Here is a 15,944-nt window from a genome sequence, read left to right on the forward strand (position 1 = left end):
AAAAGCGCCCACCTCGATTTTCCGGGGCGCCTTTATCGTCTCCGATGGGGTTGCCCCCGGTCAATGCGATTGGCTGTCGCGATATCGCGCGGCCATCTCCTCTGCGACATCGGCCATCTCGAGCAACTTCAAGGCGGCAAGTCGAGCCTCGGCAGCAGTGGTCTCCAAGGTCATCGTCCTCCCCTCGCTCTCGAAATCGAGAAGAATGGCGGGATACCCCTCGACCTGGGAAGCCTGGTAATAGACGATGTGCCCGGACGCGATCATGTGGCGGTAGATTCCGCGCGCATGTTCGCTGGTTGCCATCGAGCTACCCTGCGAATCCGGAGGTATCATCGCGTCGCGCCCGACGATGAACTCCGATTAACCGGGGTGCGACTGGTGCGGATCCAGGATGCGGACGCAGCGCTTTCATTTCCCAACGCTATACGAGCGTTTGTGTTCACGTAACCTCGCTGTAACTTCACAAAAATAGGTCTAGAGCTGCTCTGATTCAATTCCGATACAGCAACGATTTATCCCCCTGGATCATTGTCACCCTGTCGAACATACTGCGCAGCAACGCAGTTCAAAAACGAGGCAGCCTCAGATGCGCCGCCCGAATCAAATACACGATCTCTGTCACAGTTTATTGCACTTGAAACAACTACTCCGCTGTGGCGACAGGCCGAGTAGCCGACCTCGCCAAGATGACCTGGGCGCCCAGAAGAGTTCGTTAACCAATTACTTGCCGAGATCGCCAGTGGCGCACGCAGGCATCTCGCGCAATGACGCATAGATGGCGCGGGTCAGCCACCGCGACCCGAGCACCCGGCTCGATCGGCCGATCATTTCAATGTTGTCCACACCTGAGCATCACCTTCAAGGTCCGGCGTTTAGGCTGGTCCCCCCCAACGGCGGCCAGGTCTGTCGCGCACTCCATTTTTGCCGGATGTCTATCCGGGTAATCTTGCCGCCCATGACACTATACCTAAGTTTTGAGCAGTGCAAGATTTCATTGCGAGTGATTTGCGCAAAAGTCAACTATCTCCCATTTTTCACGTGTTAGCGATAGGCTGACCTCCGTGGGACCGCGGCGACAGGACATCAATCTCGCGATTTCGAAGACTGTGGCCTCGCTACGAGAGGAGCACGGTCTAACACAGAAGGACATGGCCAAGCGCCTCGGGCTGACCGTATCGCCCTACAACCGATTCGAATACAACCAAGCAAAATGGACCGCCGAGAGGATGCGCACGGCCGCAGAGGTTTTCGGAATGGAGACATCTGAACTCGTGAAGCTCGCGGAAGCCCGAACCGACTGCGATGACCCCGGCGGTGAAGCATGGATGGAAGCCCTGTGATCTGAACCAGGGGACAGCCAACCCATCGCTATCTATCGAAGATCGGCTATACGCTGCGCCTGTGTGGTTCTCCGTCGTCCTCCTGCTTGTGACGGCACTCGCCCGGCTGCGCATATGGGACACAAAGGCCCGAAATCGACCTTTCACGATCGCCCTGACACTCCTGGCGCTCGGTTTCGCAGCGCAGATCCCCTCCGTTGCAGACCCGATCGACAGAGCTGCTGGACGTCACATGACCGACCTGGTGCACATCGCGGTGGTACTCGCGGCACTAACCCTCTTGGGTCTCATCCCGTTGAGCCGTGAACGCTTGCGGCATTTGCGGTATCCATGGATCGCATACAACATCACCCTCGGCCTTGCGTCCGTCGTGCTCAGCAACTTCGGCGAGCAGTCCTTGCCCGACGGCGGAGCACACCAAGACACATTCGCCGTTGGCGTCCTCTCGGCCTGCGTCCTGATCGTGGTGACCGTAGCCCCGTCCCTATCACGCCAAAAAGCCCTTGCCATGATGCTGGGGGCTGCCGTCGTCGGTCTCGGCTCGGCGGCGCTCACCGTATGGGCATCGACTGCCGCCTCTGAGCAGTGGGTGGCTGATCACTACAACGCGCAGCTGACCGTCACTTCGATACTGGCGTCGGTGGCGCTATCCGGGACGGGCTTCTATGGGGTCGCGCGGACTCTGCGCAACAGCAGGTCGTGACGGATCATCCCCGTCACGCAACCGGATTGCCCCCACCCGGAACCACCCCGGGCCTACCTGTGGTTTCTCCCCACCGGATGAATATGACACACCTCACACCTCCGGATTATCGCAGGTCAGACCCTAAAAAGCCCCCCAAAACGCAGTTCAGCGTGGTTCGGCTAAAAAATTAGTGGGTTCACAAGACGTGCCATATACAGATGTTGGTACTTTTGTTGGTACCTCGACCTAAACTTCATAGTGGAGCTTCGCTATAACCACCGTTCAGAGTGGCAAATCGTTGCTCCCCCATCTGGACTCGAACCAGAAACCTGCCGATTAACAGTCGGCTGCTCTGCCAATTGAGCTATAGGGGACTATCCTTGTGGCCGTTCCGTGCCGGTCGGCCGAGATGAAACTTTAGCGCACGGTTGGTCGGGTTCCCAAATCGCGGTTCTACCTGGGCTGACGCTGGTGCGAAGGAAGACCACAGGGGCCACTCGAGGCACAGGCGTAGCGGGCGAACGACGAAGGCTGCGGGTCGATGAACGTTTCGGGCCACAGAACGCACGGTGCGACGTGTGTACCGGCGCGCCTCGGGCGGCACCCCGAATCCGGATCGACAGGTGGGGGCGGGGTCGGGCAGGATGGGAGCGCGCACTGGCTATTGGGAGGAGCTCAACGAGATGCTGCGGTTGATCATCGGCATTGCTGCCGGGTACGTGCTCGGCACGAAGGCCGGGCGGGCTCGGTACGAGCAGATCAGCGCGGCTACCCGCGCGGTGGCCGGGAGTCCGGTGACGCGCAAGCTGGTGTTGGTGGGGCGGCAGAGGTTGTCGGACAGATTGAGCACGCGGGCGCCGTTGGAGCCGATGGTGCCGTTGGATGAGCGGACCACGGTGCTGGTGCCGCAGGATCAGTTGCGACGCTGATCGTCGGACGTTCGGCGAGTGGCGGGGGTCGTATCTTCCGGCCGTAGGGGCTATCGGACCGCTGTCCGCGATTGTCTTGACGCTCCGGATCGGACTTCGGCGGTCAGACGGTCGTCGGATGCGTATGCGTGGACCTGATCGGGTTCATAGCCGCCCGAAATTCGGCCGATGCTACGGCTTCTGTCCGGCAGCGCGAGGCTGCCTGCCTCGGCGCGTGGGCGACGGCGTTCGACGCGCAGAACACTCACGCAACAGTTGTGGGCGCACACGACTTCCGCGAAACGCTCTCTCGCGGCCGTGACCATTTCCGGCCTCGCCTGCTCATCGCGTGGCTTTCCCCGAAAACACTCAGTTGGACACGAAGTCGTCCGAATTCCCCATCGCCTGCGTCAGCAGACTCTTCCGATACTGCTCCAGCGCGACCAGATCCCCGAACAGCGACATATACGTCTCCGCCGCATCCGTCGACGAGACCCGCTGCAACTTCGACTTCAGCTCGGCGACCTGCCGCCCCACCCACGCTTCCTGAGCCCGCGCCAGCACACCGGTGATGAACCGCGGAATGTCGTTGGCGGATTTCACCGGCAGCGGCTCGCTGGCGAGCTCGGACACCAGGGCGCGGAGGGTCAGTTCCTCGGTCCGGTCGGACACCGCGTTGACCCACTCGGCGCCGCCGAGCCCGCACGACGCACCGCCCGCTTCGGCGATCACCGCGCGAATGGCGATGTAGGCGGGGTGGGTGAACGCTTCCGGTTCGAGCGAGTCGAAGACGGCGCCCGCGATGGCGGGGTATTGCAGGGCCGCGCAGAGAACCTGACGTTGTGGCCGCAACACCGGATCGTTCGGATTCGGCCGCGCCGCAACGTGTTCGGGTGCGGCGGGAGCCTCGGCTCGGCCTTGGCGGAGGGGTGCGGCGGCGGTGCCACCGGCGCGGCCGCGTTTCGCTTCCTCGCCGACGCGGCGGACGACGGTCTGGATATCGTCCCAGCCGACCCAGCCCGCCAGCCGCGTCGCGTAGGCCTTGCGGGTGGCGTTGTCCTTGATCTGCGCGACGACGGGGACGGCGCGGCGCAGGGCCTCCACCTGACCCTCGACCTGATCGAGGTTGTATTCGGCGAGCAGTCCGCGGATGACGAATTCGTAGAGCGGTGTGCGGCGGGCGACCAGGTCGCGCAGGGCGCCGTCACCGGAGTGCTGACGGAGTTCGCACGGGTCCTGACCGTCGGGGGCTACCGCGATATAGGTCTGACCTGCCAGTTTCTGGTCGCCTGCGAAGGCTTTGAGCGCGGCGGCCTGGCCTGCCGCGTCGCCGTCGAAGGTGTAGATGATCTCGCCGCGCCAGAAATTGTCGTCCATCAGCAGGCGGCGCAGGATCGCCATGTGTTCGTCGCCGAAGGCAGTGCCGCAGGAGGCGACGGCGGTTTTCACACCGGCCAGATGCATGGCCATCACGTCGGTATAGCCTTCGACGACCACGGCCTGGTGGCCTTTGGCGATATCGCGTTTGGCCAGATCGAGGCCGAACAGGACTTGAGATTTCTTGTACAGCAACGTTTCCGGGGTGTTGACGTATTTGCCCGGCATGGTGTCGTCATCGAAGAGTTTGCGCGCGCCGAATCCGATGACCTCGCCGCCGAGGTTGCGCAGCGGCCACAGCAGTCGCCGATGGAAACGGTCGATGGGGCCGCGCTTGCCCTGTTTGGACAGTCCGGCCGCTTCCAGTTCCTTGAATTCGAAACCTTTGCGCAGCAGGTGTTTGGTCAGGGTGTCCCAGCCGTCGGGGGCGTAGCCGCAACCGAATTGCTGGGCGGCGTTGCCGTCGAAATTCCGTTCGGTGAGATAGCGGTGGGCGGCTTCGGCGTCGGGTTCGCGTAGGCGGGCCATATAGAACTCGTGGGCGGCGGTGTTCGCGGCGACGAGGCGGGAGCGGGTGCCCCGGTCGCGTTGGACCGAGGTGCCGCCGCCCTCGTAGTTGATCTGGTAGCCGATGCGGTCGGCCATCTGCTCGACGGCTTCGACGAATCCGATGTGCTCGATCTGCTGGAGGAATTTGTAGACGTCGCCGCCTTCGCCGCAGCCGAAGCAGTGGAAGAGGCCGTGGTTGGGCCGGACGTGGAAGGACGGCGATTTCTCGTCGTGGAACGGGCACAGGCCCTTTATCGAGTCGGCGCCCGCGCGTTTGAGGGCGACGTACTCCCCCACTACATCCTCTATCCGGACTCGGTCGCGTATCGCCGCGATATCGCGATCTGGGAGTCGTCCGGCCACCGTGTGAGTCTAGCCTCGAGCGCGGCGACGCTTCGATCCGGACGGGCGCGTTCGGTCAGGCGCGCAGGGTGGCCGCGACACGTTCCAATCGGCTCTCGGTGTAGGAGGCGATCTGGTCGACGATCACGCGGACGCGGGCGGTGTCGTCGGCGGCGTCGTCCCACCACGGCAGCAGAACCGGGTCGAGGGCGGCGGGCGCGGCGCGGAGCAGGCGGTGGGCGACGTCGAGGATGCGTTCGCGCTGGGCGGCTTGGCGTTGTTTGTGATCCTCGTCGGACATGACGTAGCGCAGCGCGACTGTTTTGAGCACGGCGACCTCGGCCTGCACGATCGGCGGGACGGTGAGGTCGGCGGCGTAGCGGGACAGGTGGTCGCTGCCCGCGGCCGAGCGGGTGGCGCTGATCGCGGCGATGGCGAAGCGGCCGACGAGTTCGCTGGTCAGGGCTTTGAGGGCGACGGAACTGGTGAACGAACCGTCGTAGGCGGCGACGGCGGCGACAACGGGGAGTTCGGACAGTCGCTGGGCTGCCGCGACCAGGTCGTCGGTGGACAGGGTGCGGTGCTGGGCGCTGCCCATGCCCGCCAGGGCGCGCTGTTCGGCGGGGTCGGCGAGCGCGCGCAGGTCGATGCGGCCCGCGATGACTCCGTCTTCGACGTCGTGCACGGAATAGGCGACGTCGTCGGACCAGTCCATGATCTGGCATTCCAGACTCTGTTTCCGGTCGGGGGCGTCCTTGCGGATCCAGTCGAGCCGGTCGGTGTCGATGTCGTAGGCGCCGAATTTCGCGCCGGGAGCGGGACGGACCCAGGGGTATTTGATGGCGGCGTCGAGGGCGGCGCGGGTCAGGTTCAGGCCCGCGCTGGTGCCGTCGGGGGCCATGACCTTGGGTTCGAGGCGGGTGAGGATGCGCAGGTTCTGGGCGTTGCCCTCGAAGCCGCCGTAATCGTGGGCGAAGGTGTCGAGGGCTTTCTCGCCGTTGTGGCCGTAGGGCGGGTGGCCGATGTCGTGGGCGAGGCCGGCCAGGTCGACGAGGTCGGCGTCGCAGCCGAGGCCGTCGGCGATGCTGCGGCCGATCTGGGCGACCTCGATCGAATGGGTGAGCCGGGTGCGCGGGGTGTCGCCGTCACGCGGGCCCATCACCTGGGTTTTGTCGGCGAGGCGACGCAGGGCCGCCGAATGCAGGACACGGGCGCGATCGCGGGCGAATTCGGTGCGGTGGCCGCTGTCGAATTCGCTGCGCGGCGGGCCGAGACCCGCCGTCTTCGCACCCTCGGAGACGAGGCGTTCCCGGTCGTGGTCGGTGTAGCCGCCGGTCATCACTGGCCCGCGGTGTAGGAGAAATCGGCGGAGAAATGGGTGAGTTGATACCACAGCAGCGCGCCGGTCTCCCTGGCGATGCCGTGGGCCTGGGATTCCCTGGTGTAGACGGCGGGACCGGTGCGGGTGGGGGCCGTCCACGCGTCCAGGCCCGCGTCGCGTGCCATGGTTCGGGTGCGCAGGGAATGCCACGGATCGCTGACCAGTACCGCCGAGGACATATCGCGCGCCGCCATGGCGGTGGCGACGGCCTCGATACTGCGCAGGGTGTCGGAGCCGGTTTCCACCGCGAGTATGTGATCGGCGGGCACGCCTCTGGATTGGAGATAGTTCTTGCCGGAGGCGGCCTCGGTGTAGAGGTCACCTTCCTGTTTGCCGCCGACGGTGATCACTTTCGACGCGACGCCGAGTTCGAACAATTCGTACGCCTGGTCGAGACGGGCCTCGAAAACCGACGACGGGGTGCCGGAGTATTGCGCGGCGCCGAGTACGACGATCGCGTCGGCTTTCGTGTAGTCGTCGATGCGGGCGACCTGCCAGACGCGAAATGCCGTTCCGCCGACCAGCACCGCCCCGGCGACCAGCACGCCGACGATCAACCGGACCGTCCAGCGCCGAAGGCCCGCGCCGAAGCCGCGCGGCAGTCCGGGATCTCGGACGGATCCGGCTGCGGAAGGCGGGGTTGACGAACTCACCGGGCCAAGTCTGCCAGGTCAGCCTGAATGCTCGATGAATTGGTGGGCCGAACACTCTGGGCCGCCGACGAATATGTGACGAGGTCGCCCGAATTTCCGGGAACTCGACGATTTCTCGCATCGATCGACCGGGTCCGATAACACTGCGAGCGCGGTGGAACGACTCACCAACCGCGCGATTTCCATTCCCCGAGTTGCGGCCGTTCGGTGCCGAGCGTGGTGTCGTCACCGTGCCCGGGATAGACGATCGTGTCGTCACCGAATACGTCGAAGATCTTGGCGGTCACATCGGCGAACAGTGACGCGAAGGATTCCGGGGTGGTCGTGCGCCCGAGGCCGCCGGGGAAAAAGGAATCGCCGGTGAAGAGGTGGGTGCGGCCGGAGGCGTCGGTCAGGGCGAGGGCGACGCCGCCGGGGGTGTGGCCCGCGAGGTGGATGACGGTGAAGGTGAGTTCGCCGATCTCGACGGTGTCGCCGTCGGCGAGCAGACGGTCCGGCGCGACCGAGAGTGGGTCGGCGTCGAGGCGGTGGGCGGCGGTGGGGGCGGCCGTGTCGGCGTGCACCTGTTTCAGGCCGAACCAGTGGTCGGCGTGCTGGTGGGTGGTGACGATGAGGTCGATCTTGCCCGGCGTCTCCTGGGCGACCAGCTCCGCGATGCGTTCGGGTTCGTTGGCGGCGTCGATGAGCAGGGTCGCGCCGGTGGCGGCGTCTTGGACCAGGTAGCAGTTGTTGTCCATCTTGCCGACGGACATCTTGATGATGCGCGCGCCGGGGATATCGCGCTGCTGCGGGTTGGACCCGGGGGACACGTGGCCGGTGTACGGCTGATCGATCGTGATCACTCTTCGATGCTAACCACCGGTCGGACCGGATCCGGGGATAGATTCATGACATGCCGCTGCCGTCGAATCACACTGTCCGCCGGTATGGCCGGGTGGTGGTGAGTTCCCTGCTGTTGTGCGTCGCGCTGATCGGCGGCCCGGTCGCCGTCGCGGAACCGCCGACACGCCTGGACACCTACGTGGTGGACGAGGCGAACGCGCTGGAAGGCGATCAGCCGGACCGGGTCCGTTCGGCGGTCGATCAGCTCTACGCCGACCACCAGACGCGGCTGTGGATCGTCTACGTGAACGATTTCGGCGGACTCACACCGGAGGCGTGGAGTTCGCGCACCGCGACCGAATCGCGGTTCGGACAGCGCGATCTGCTGCTGGCCGTGGCGACGGGGTCGCGCGAGTACGCCTTCGACGGCGTGGCGCCCGAGGGTGTCAGCGACGGGGAACTCGACGATCTGCTGATCCGCGACGTGGAACCGGCGCTGCGCGACAGCCGCTGGGCCGACGCGGGGATCGCCACGGCGGACGGACTGAACGCGGCGATGCGGGCCGACGGTATCGGCACCGCAACGCTGCTGATCCTCGGGCTGGTCGTGGTCCTCGTGGTGGGCGGCGTCGTGCTGTGGTCACGTAAACGTCGCCGGGACCGGGCGCGCGCGGAATTGGCGGCGGCGCGCAACCTGGACCCGGACAACAGCGCGGCGCTGGCCGCGTTGCCGGTGGAGGCGTTGCAGGCGCGGTCGCGCGAGGCGCTGGTGGAGCTCGACAACGCGATCAGGACCAGCGCCGACGAATTGGATTTGGCCACAGGTGAATTCGGCGCCACCGCGACGATGCCGTTCACGGCCGCGCTGGAGAACGCGAAAGCGGCGGCGGCCACGGCGTTCCGGATCAGGCAGCGTCTGGACGACGATATTCCCGAGACACCGGACCAACAGCGCTCGCTGCTGGTGGAACTGATCGGGGTGGTCGGGCGCGCGGATCGTGAACTCGACGCCAGGGTGGACGAATTCGACGCGATGCGCGATCTGCTGATCGACGCGCCGCAGCGGTTGGACGCTCTCACCAGGGATCTGGTCGAGCTCACCGGGCGGATCCCCGGATCGGAGGCCGAGGCGGCCCGGCTGACGGCGGCGCATCCGGCGAGCGTGCTCGCGCCGATCCGCGACAACGTCACGATGGCGCGGGAACGAATCACGTTCGCGGAACAGAGTATCGACGCGGGACGGTCCGCGTTGACGTTGCCGGTCGGGCAGCAGGGCGGCGCGGTCGCGTCGATCCGCGCGGCCGAGGCGGCGGTGGGCCAGGCGCGGACGCTGCTGGACGCGGTGGACAACGCGGCGACGAATATCCAGCAGGCGCGCGACGGACTCCCCGCGGTGCTGGAGGAGCTGCGCGGGGATATCGCCGCGGCCGACGAACTCGCGAGTTACGGCGGGCCCGAACTGGCCGCGGCGCGCACCGCCGCGCAGGGCACACTCGACAGGGCGTCCGCCGAGGGGCACGACGATCCGCTCGGCGCCTATCACGACGCGGTCGCCGCCGATGGGGACCTCGATCGCGCGATCGCCGCCGCGACCGACCGCAAACTTGCCGCCGAGGATCTGCGGCGCAGGCTCGATCGATCCTTGACCGACGCGCGGGCGCGGATCGGCGCGGCGAGCGATTTCATCACCACCCGGCGCGGCGGCGTCGACGCGGACGCGCGGACCCGGCTCTCGGAGGCGCAGCGCAATCTCGACGAGGCACAGCGACTCGGCGCCGACGATCCCGCGCAGGCGTCACCGCACGCGCAGGCGGCGGCGGATCTGGCCGGGCGGGCCCTCCAGGAGGCGCAGGCGGGGGTTCGGGCGTGGGAGTCGAGCAGGCCGTCCTCGGGGTCGGCGCAGGCGGGTGCGGTGCTCGGCGGGATTCTGATCGACGGGATGCTGCGGGGCGCGGCGACGGGTGGGCGGCGCGGTTCCGGTGGGTATCGGGCCAGATCCTACGGCGGTTCGAGCGGGTCGCGGCGCGTCAGCCGTGGTGGGCGCTTCTGAGCAGACTTGACTCTGACACCGTGTGAGGTCGTAGACCGGGAGGCGTCATGTTCAGTATCGGAGATTTCGCCAGACACGGACGGGTATCGGTCCGGATGCTGCGCCACTACGACGCGGTCGGATTGTTGCGACCGGATCGGGTGGACGCCGCGACCGGGTATCGGTACTACGAAGCCGCTCGACTCGCCAGGCTCAATCGCATCGTCGCGTTGAAGGATCTGGGGTTCACGCTGGAACAGGTGGGCCGGATTCTCGACGAGAAGGTCGACAGCGCCGAATTGCGCGGCATGCTGACCCTGCGGCGCGCGGAGCTCGAGCAGCGTATCGCCGAGGATCGCGCCCGGCTCGTCCAGGTCGACACGAGACTCCGGATCATCGAGAAGGAGGGCCTCATGCCCACCGAGGATGTCGTCGTCAAATCCGTCCCCGCCGTCCGGGTCGCCGAATTATCCGGCGCGGCCGAAGGTTTCGAGCCGGGGTCGATCGGTCCGGTGATCGGCCCGTTGTTCGAGGAATTGTGCCGCCGATTGGATCGAGCGGGGATCACCCCCGTCGGGCCCGCGATCGCCTACTACGAGCAGCGTCCCGAAGGCGACGGCTCGGTCGTCGTGCACGCGGCGATGCCGGTGTCGGCGGAATCCGATCCCTCGCAGGATTTCTCGATCGTCGATCTGCCCGCGGTGGCGCAGGCGGCCACCGTCGTGCACCGAGGCAGTATGGACGCCGTCATGGAGCCGTGGCAGACGCTGGGGCGGTGGATCGACGACAACGGCTACCGCTCGGCGGGTCCGGCCCGTGAGGTCACCCTGGAGTACACCGACGATCCTTCGGGATGGGTCACCGAGCTCATGGAGCCCATAACCACCGGGTAGGCGCTCGGCCGTCACCGGCGATCCGGAACCTCGGGGCCGCGCTTCCCCTGCCCGGCCTACCGATTCGCGTCGGATGACCTGGGGATACCCGCTGACGGACAGCTCCTCAGTGGGTATCGGTCCGGTGCCGGTATTCGACTGTCACGTTTCCAGGCGCAACCCGAGGACGGGATAGTTCGGGTCCTCGTACCCGGGGCGGGCCTGTCCGTGGCCGAGAAACGATGTCGCCGTGGACAATCGGAGACGGTGGCGCGCGCCGAGGGCGGTGAGGAGCGCGCAGCCGTCCGAAGGGATCCGGGTGGGCGGGAGCGCACCGGCCGGCCGCATCGCGGCGGCTTTGTCCACGGTCGTGAGGAAGAGTCCGCCGGGGCGCAGGACCCGGGCCACCTCGGCGAGCACCGGTTCCGCGTCGTCGAGCAGGTGCAGTAGCCAGACGGCGGTCACCGCGGCGACGCTGTCGTTCGGCAGTGGCAGCGCGGTGGCGTCCGCTCTGGCGACTCGGCCCGGTAGACGGCGGGCGGCGTGGCGCAGCATACCGGTCGACAGATCGATGCCGATGACGCGGTGGCCGAGGGAGTCGAGTCGCTCGGCCACGATTCCGGTTCCGACGGCGAGGTCGAGCACGACGCCCCCCTGGGGAAGCAGTGCACCCAGCGCGGACGCCGCCGCATCAGCCCTGGGCAGACCGCCCCGTGTGCGGTCGTATTCGGCGGCCTCGTCGTCGTAATCGAGCACAGCGTCATCATCACCCGAACTCGGGGGATTCGTCGACCGTCCCGAACCCCGATCAGAGCTCGCACGCCAGCCCTGAGAGCGGCGCCGATTCCTGATCGGCGCCACCACCGGCGAGTCGCCGTTGGCGATCAGTCCGCCGTCGATGTTGACCGGCAGCCTGCCGCCGAGCTCGGTCGCGCCCTCGGCGATGAGCTTCTCCTGGCACAGCATTCGGGGGCACGCGCCCGGCAGCGGCGGCCCGGTACGTTCGTCCCACGCTCAGATCTCGACTGTCACCGCGTGGAATCCACCGGGACCGCTGGGATAGGGGGGTCGGTTCTCCCCCGTCTGTACCGCTCCGGATCGGCCGACGACGCGGGCGCGGATCGTGTGACGGCCCGGTGGAAGTTCCAGGGTCGTGCGCCAACGCCGCCAGGCGGCGGGGGCGAGTTCGTCGGCCAGTTTCGTGGTCTGCCAGGCCCCTCCCCCGACCGATACCTCCACCTCGGCGACGCCTGCCGGTGGCGCCCACGCGACGCCGGCGACGACCGTCGTGCCCGCCGATTCCCGGCCCGGTGCCGCCACGTCGATGCGGGCCTGCGGTTCGACCCACAGCGGTTCGCTGGTCCAGCCGCGTTTCCACCAGTAGTCGACGTGGCTGTCGTCGGTGAGTTCGAGTTCGGCGAGCCATTTGGCGCCGGTGTACTGGCCGTACAGGCGGGGACGATCACGCGTGCGGGGAAGCCGTGGGTGGGGCTGAGCGGTTCGCCGTTCATGCCGATCACGAGGTAGCCGGGAAGTTCGCCCGAGCGCAATGGCTCGACCGGGAGCGAAATCGTGTAGCCGTCCACGGCCCTGGTGACCAGGCGGGTCGCACCGGAGGCCGGGATGACGTGGCGGAGCAGATCGGCGAGCGGGACGCCGACCCAGCGGGCATTGGCGACCCGTCCCTGGCCGGGCCGGTTGTGGACGCAGACCAGGACCGCGTCGAATTCGACCGCGTCGGCGGCCAGATCGGCCAACGACAATCGCAGCGGATGCGCGACCATGCCGGTGACGGCCAGCCGCCAGCGCGCCGGATCGACGCGGGGCGGGTGCGGGCTCACATCGGCGACGTAGAACTTGCGCTCGGGGGTGATCAGGGCCGAGAGGCCGGGTTCGTCCTCCAGTCCGTCCTCGGGCGTGACAGCGGGGTTGCCCATCGCGCCGATGCGGCGAATGGCGCTGCGCTGCTTGCGATCATGGTCGCGGTTCAGATTGTGCGCGGCGGCGAGCAGGCCGGTGCCCGCCGCACCGAGCGCGAGCGTGGCCAGCGGCCCACGTGGCCGGGTGCGCAGGCCCGCGGCGAGCACACCGGCGGCGGCCACCGCGCCCGCGGAGATCCAGGCCGATCGATTGGCCTGCCGTAGACCGAGTGCGCCCGCGCCCGCCCCGAAGGTCGCGGCGGCGGCGACGTGCCATCGGGCGGGCAGCCCGGCCAAACCGACCGCGCCCGCGAGCGTGCCCGCCACCGTGCCGAACCGGATGACGGTCTTGTCGTGCCGCCCGGTGAGTTCCACCGTCGTCTCGACCACCCGCAGTGGCGCGGTGTCGGTGAGCGTCCGCCCGATCGCGTCGATCAGGGACGCGCCGCCCACCGCCGCGACGACCTCACCGGAACCCAATGCCGCCAGGCCGACCGCGGCGGCTCCGAGCCCGCCGACCCGTTTCCGGTCCTTGCTCGTGCGCACCGCCGTAACACCCGCTCTCGTCTGGATGGTCGTGTCTCTTCTCGAATTGTCCCCGAATCGGCGACACCGCCGTGGCCGTTCCTCAGGAGTCGACCGGTTCGGCGGCGAGCGCTTCCAGATGTTTCGCGACCGCTTCCGGGAGCCGAGCGGCCGCGGCGCCGCCGCCGAGGATGCCGACGGTGAGGCGATCGGCGTAGGTGTAGACGAGGAAGGTCACCGCCGCGGAGGCGCCCGTCGACGGGCGCGGATGGGCCGAGAGGTAGACGATCTCGTACTCCGACAGCGCCGAGCCCTCGGGCATCGTGAAGGCGGGGACGCGGCCGGTGTTGGTCACGGCGATATGCCCGGCCAGCGAGTGGATCATGGTGGGACCGAAGAAGTCGGGGAAGTGCAGCACCGATTGCCGGACCGTTCCGTCGGCGAGGTCGCGGTGCAGGCGGGCGGAGATCTGTTCGCCGAGATTCTCGATATCGCCCGCGGGGTCGACGGTCGCGGTGAAACACGCGAGACCCGCCATATTCGTGCCGGCGACGGCCGGGACCGGCGGATCCAGGCGCGAACGCATGTCGACCGGATAGACGCAAGACACCGGTACGGGATCACCTGCGGCGCTGGATGTCTCGGCCACGTACGCGCGCAGCAGAGCGGCGGTGACCAAGCCGTTGACGGTGACGCCGGGTCGTCGTCCGAGTCGTACGACGCGGGCGGTGGTCTCGACGTCGAGCACCGTGCGTCGGGGGCGGGCCAAGGTGGGCGGCGACGGGATCTCCGGGTCCGGAGGCAGGATTCGCGCCTCCGGCGGCAGCACTCGGATCGCGTCCTCGAGTCCGGACCGTTCACCCCTGACGATGCCGCGCTCTGCCGCATACCATTCCAAGGACTGCGGATAGTCCTGTGGCACAACGGATATGGACCGGGTACCGACGTATTCGGTGTAGTTTTCCCACAGCCGGGTGAACAGTTCCACGCAGTGTCCGGCATCCGCGACGGCATGGTGGACGTACAGGGTGACCCGCGACCGGTGCGCGACCGTCACGTCCAGGTAGGCCAGCCGGCTTCGCGGGTCGATCGACTCGGCCGGAATACGCAGCTCGTCCGGTTCGCCGGGGGTGACCCACGCACCGACCTGTTCGTCGCTCGGGCGCAGGAGGTGGCCCTGTCCGGCCTCGTCTTCGCCGATTCGGCAGGTGAGTACCGGATAGGTCCGCAGCAGTGCGTCGAAGGCCGCGCGCAGCGCCGCGGTATCGAGTTCACCCTCCACCCGCACCGTTCGACCGGTATAGGTCGCGTGCCTCACGAAACGCTGTTCCGACGCCGCCAACACCCGTAGAACATCACCCGCACACCACCACACACGCACAGCGTGCGGCACGGGCGGATCACACGCAATCCGGCGGGTAGGAGACACTGCTCCGATGAGTCTCGCGGCACATCTGGAACAGCTCGGACGCCCCCTGGTCGAGCGACAGCTGACCCATCCGACGGTGGCGGGCATCGCGAACGGCGACCTGCCCGATCCCGTCTTCCGGTCCTGGCTGGAACAGGACTACCTGTTCCTGCTCGACTACGTCCGGGTGTTCAGTCGGCTCGCCTGGCAGGCTCCGGCCGCTCACCTGGGTGATCTGGTCGATCTCGCGCAGACCACCTACCACGACGAACTCGCGCTGCACCGCTCGCTGGCCGCGGAATTCGACGCGGACCTGAAGGGCGCGGTCAAAGGGAAGCCCTGTGCCGAATACACCGCGTTCCTGCTGGATTCGGCCGCCGACTACACCGACGGCCTGGCCGCCCTCTACCCCTGCATGTGGGGCTATTCCACCCTCGGAACCATCCTGGCCGAGAACCCGCCCGCCGACCCGCGCTACCGGCGCTGGGTCGACACCTACGCCGATCCCGGCTTCACCGCCCTGACCGCCCGCTGTGCCGAGATGCTCGACGAAGCGGGCGGTGACCGGGAGCGCGCGCAACGCTTCTTCCTCGAGGGAATGCGCCACGAATACGATTTCTGGGACGTGCCCTGATCCCGCGCGGATTTCCCGCCGCCGTGTGGGCGCGGGATCGACGGTGGACCTAGGCTGGGCCGGTGGGTTCCGAGCACGTACGCGCGTCCGACGCCGACCGCGAGAAGATCGTCGATCGATTGAAGTCGGCGATGAACGAGGGTCGGCTGACCCTGCACGAATACGACGATCGCGTCCAACAGGTCTACAGCGCCAAGACCTACGGTGAGCTGACGCCGGTGCTCGCCGATCTACCGGCCCAGCGCCCGACGAAATCCGTTCGCGGGGAGAGTATTCCGCAGTGGATCATCATCATGTGGATTCCGTGGGCGGCGGTGAACGCACTGTGCCTGGTCATCTACGCGGCCACCGGGGCGGGCTACTTCTGGCCGTTCTGGGTCGCGGTGCCATGGGGTTTCGCGTTGCTGATCCCGACGGCGATCGGGATCACCACCCGGCCGCGCGGCGAGCGGAAATGACACGAGGCCGACACCCCCGTGGGCGCCGGCCTCGAGGTC

Annotated in this window: 15 protein-coding genes and 1 tRNA gene; 7 read left to right on the top strand and 9 right to left on the bottom strand. The window is 67.3% G+C overall.

Annotation, left to right across the window (positions count from 1 at the left end):
* Positions 1–60: 60 nt before the first annotated feature.
* Complete coding sequence (locus DAT37_RS06250) at positions 61–306, bottom strand: hypothetical protein (RefSeq protein ID WP_157978337.1); 246 nt, start codon at positions 304–306, stop codon at positions 61–63.
* Between the two features lie 758 nt (positions 307–1,064).
* Here DAT37_RS06250 and DAT37_RS06255 point away from each other — a divergent pair.
* On the top strand, positions 1,065–1,343 hold the full coding sequence (locus DAT37_RS06255; RefSeq protein WP_157978338.1) for a helix-turn-helix domain-containing protein: 279 nt from the start codon (positions 1,065–1,067) through the stop codon (positions 1,341–1,343).
* A 61-nt stretch (positions 1,344–1,404) separates the two neighbouring features.
* The gene (locus tag DAT37_RS06260) at positions 1,405–2,046 is read left to right on the top strand and encodes a hypothetical protein (RefSeq protein WP_109523739.1); all 642 of its coding nucleotides are present in this window, start codon (positions 1,405–1,407) and stop codon (positions 2,044–2,046) included.
* Positions 2,047–2,329: 283 nt separating this feature from the next.
* Here the strand turns inward: DAT37_RS06260 and DAT37_RS06265 are convergent.
* Positions 2,330–2,402 (bottom strand) — tRNA-Asn (locus DAT37_RS06265).
* A gap of 309 nt (positions 2,403–2,711) precedes the next feature.
* On the opposite strand from DAT37_RS06265, the gene DAT37_RS06270 reads away from it, so the two are divergent.
* Positions 2,712–2,957: a hypothetical protein gene (locus tag DAT37_RS06270; RefSeq protein ID WP_109523963.1), complete on the top strand. Its 246-nt coding sequence runs from the start codon at positions 2,712–2,714 to the stop codon at positions 2,955–2,957.
* A 348-nt stretch (positions 2,958–3,305) separates the two neighbouring features.
* Here DAT37_RS06270 and dnaG read toward each other — a convergent pair whose 3' ends face one another.
* The 4 genes from dnaG to DAT37_RS06290 all read right to left on the bottom strand — a co-directional run bounded on the left by dnaG (position 3,306) and on the right by DAT37_RS06290 (position 8,080).
* Positions 3,306–5,225 carry a DNA primase gene (dnaG, locus tag DAT37_RS06275; RefSeq protein WP_109523740.1) on the bottom strand — a complete coding sequence of 640 codons (1,920 nt, stop codon included), beginning with the start codon at positions 5,223–5,225 and terminating at the stop codon, positions 3,306–3,308.
* A 55-nt stretch (positions 5,226–5,280) separates the two neighbouring features.
* Positions 5,281–6,543 carry a deoxyguanosinetriphosphate triphosphohydrolase gene (locus DAT37_RS06280; RefSeq protein ID WP_109523741.1) on the bottom strand — a complete coding sequence of 421 codons (1,263 nt, stop codon included), beginning with the start codon at positions 6,541–6,543 and terminating at the stop codon, positions 5,281–5,283.
* Positions 6,543–7,238 carry a YdcF family protein gene (locus tag DAT37_RS06285; protein ID WP_109523742.1) on the bottom strand — a complete coding sequence of 232 codons (696 nt, stop codon included), beginning with the start codon at positions 7,236–7,238 and terminating at the stop codon, positions 6,543–6,545. Before DAT37_RS06285 ends, DAT37_RS06280 begins: the two co-directional genes overlap by 1 nt.
* 164 nt (positions 7,239–7,402) lie before the next feature.
* Positions 7,403–8,080, bottom strand: a complete 678-nt coding sequence (locus tag DAT37_RS06290) for an MBL fold metallo-hydrolase (RefSeq protein WP_198654119.1) — start codon at positions 8,078–8,080, stop codon at positions 7,403–7,405.
* Between the two features lie 50 nt (positions 8,081–8,130).
* Here DAT37_RS06290 and DAT37_RS06295 point away from each other — a divergent pair, with 50 nt between their 5' ends.
* Positions 8,131–10,110 (top strand): TPM domain-containing protein, encoded by a 1,980-nt coding sequence (locus DAT37_RS06295; RefSeq protein WP_109523743.1) that lies wholly within the window; start codon positions 8,131–8,133, stop codon positions 10,108–10,110.
* A 47-nt stretch (positions 10,111–10,157) separates the two neighbouring features.
* Entirely contained in the window at positions 10,158–10,982 is an 825-nt protein-coding gene (locus tag DAT37_RS06300) for a MerR family transcriptional regulator (protein ID WP_109523744.1), read from the top strand.
* Between the two features lie 141 nt (positions 10,983–11,123).
* Here DAT37_RS06300 and DAT37_RS06305 read toward each other — a convergent pair whose 3' ends face one another.
* From DAT37_RS06305 to DAT37_RS06315, 3 genes are all read right to left on the bottom strand, one after another.
* A complete protein-coding gene (locus DAT37_RS06305) occupies positions 11,124–11,927 on the bottom strand; it encodes a class I SAM-dependent methyltransferase (protein ID WP_198654120.1) in 804 nt (267 codons plus the stop codon).
* 62 nt (positions 11,928–11,989) lie between these two features.
* The gene (locus DAT37_RS06310; RefSeq protein WP_109523745.1) at positions 11,990–13,426 is read right to left on the bottom strand and encodes a molybdopterin-dependent oxidoreductase; all 1,437 of its coding nucleotides are present in this window, start codon (positions 13,424–13,426) and stop codon (positions 11,990–11,992) included.
* Between the two features lie 82 nt (positions 13,427–13,508).
* Positions 13,509–14,750, bottom strand: a complete 1,242-nt coding sequence (locus DAT37_RS06315; protein WP_232839536.1) for a phthiocerol/phthiodiolone dimycocerosyl transferase family protein — start codon at positions 14,748–14,750, stop codon at positions 13,509–13,511.
* Between the two features lie 91 nt (positions 14,751–14,841).
* Here DAT37_RS06315 and DAT37_RS06320 point away from each other — a divergent pair, with 91 nt between their 5' ends.
* Positions 14,842–15,447 carry a TenA family protein gene (locus DAT37_RS06320; protein ID WP_109523966.1) on the top strand — a complete coding sequence of 202 codons (606 nt, stop codon included), beginning with the start codon at positions 14,842–14,844 and terminating at the stop codon, positions 15,445–15,447.
* A gap of 62 nt (positions 15,448–15,509) precedes the next feature.
* Entirely contained in the window at positions 15,510–15,905 is a 396-nt protein-coding gene (locus DAT37_RS06325; protein ID WP_109523747.1) for a DUF1707 domain-containing protein, read from the top strand.
* Positions 15,906–15,944 lie beyond the last annotated feature (39 nt).

Source organism: Nocardia aurea (assembly GCF_003123685.1).
In the GTDB taxonomy this organism is placed as follows: domain Bacteria; phylum Actinomycetota; class Actinomycetes; order Mycobacteriales; family Mycobacteriaceae; genus Nocardia; species Nocardia aurea.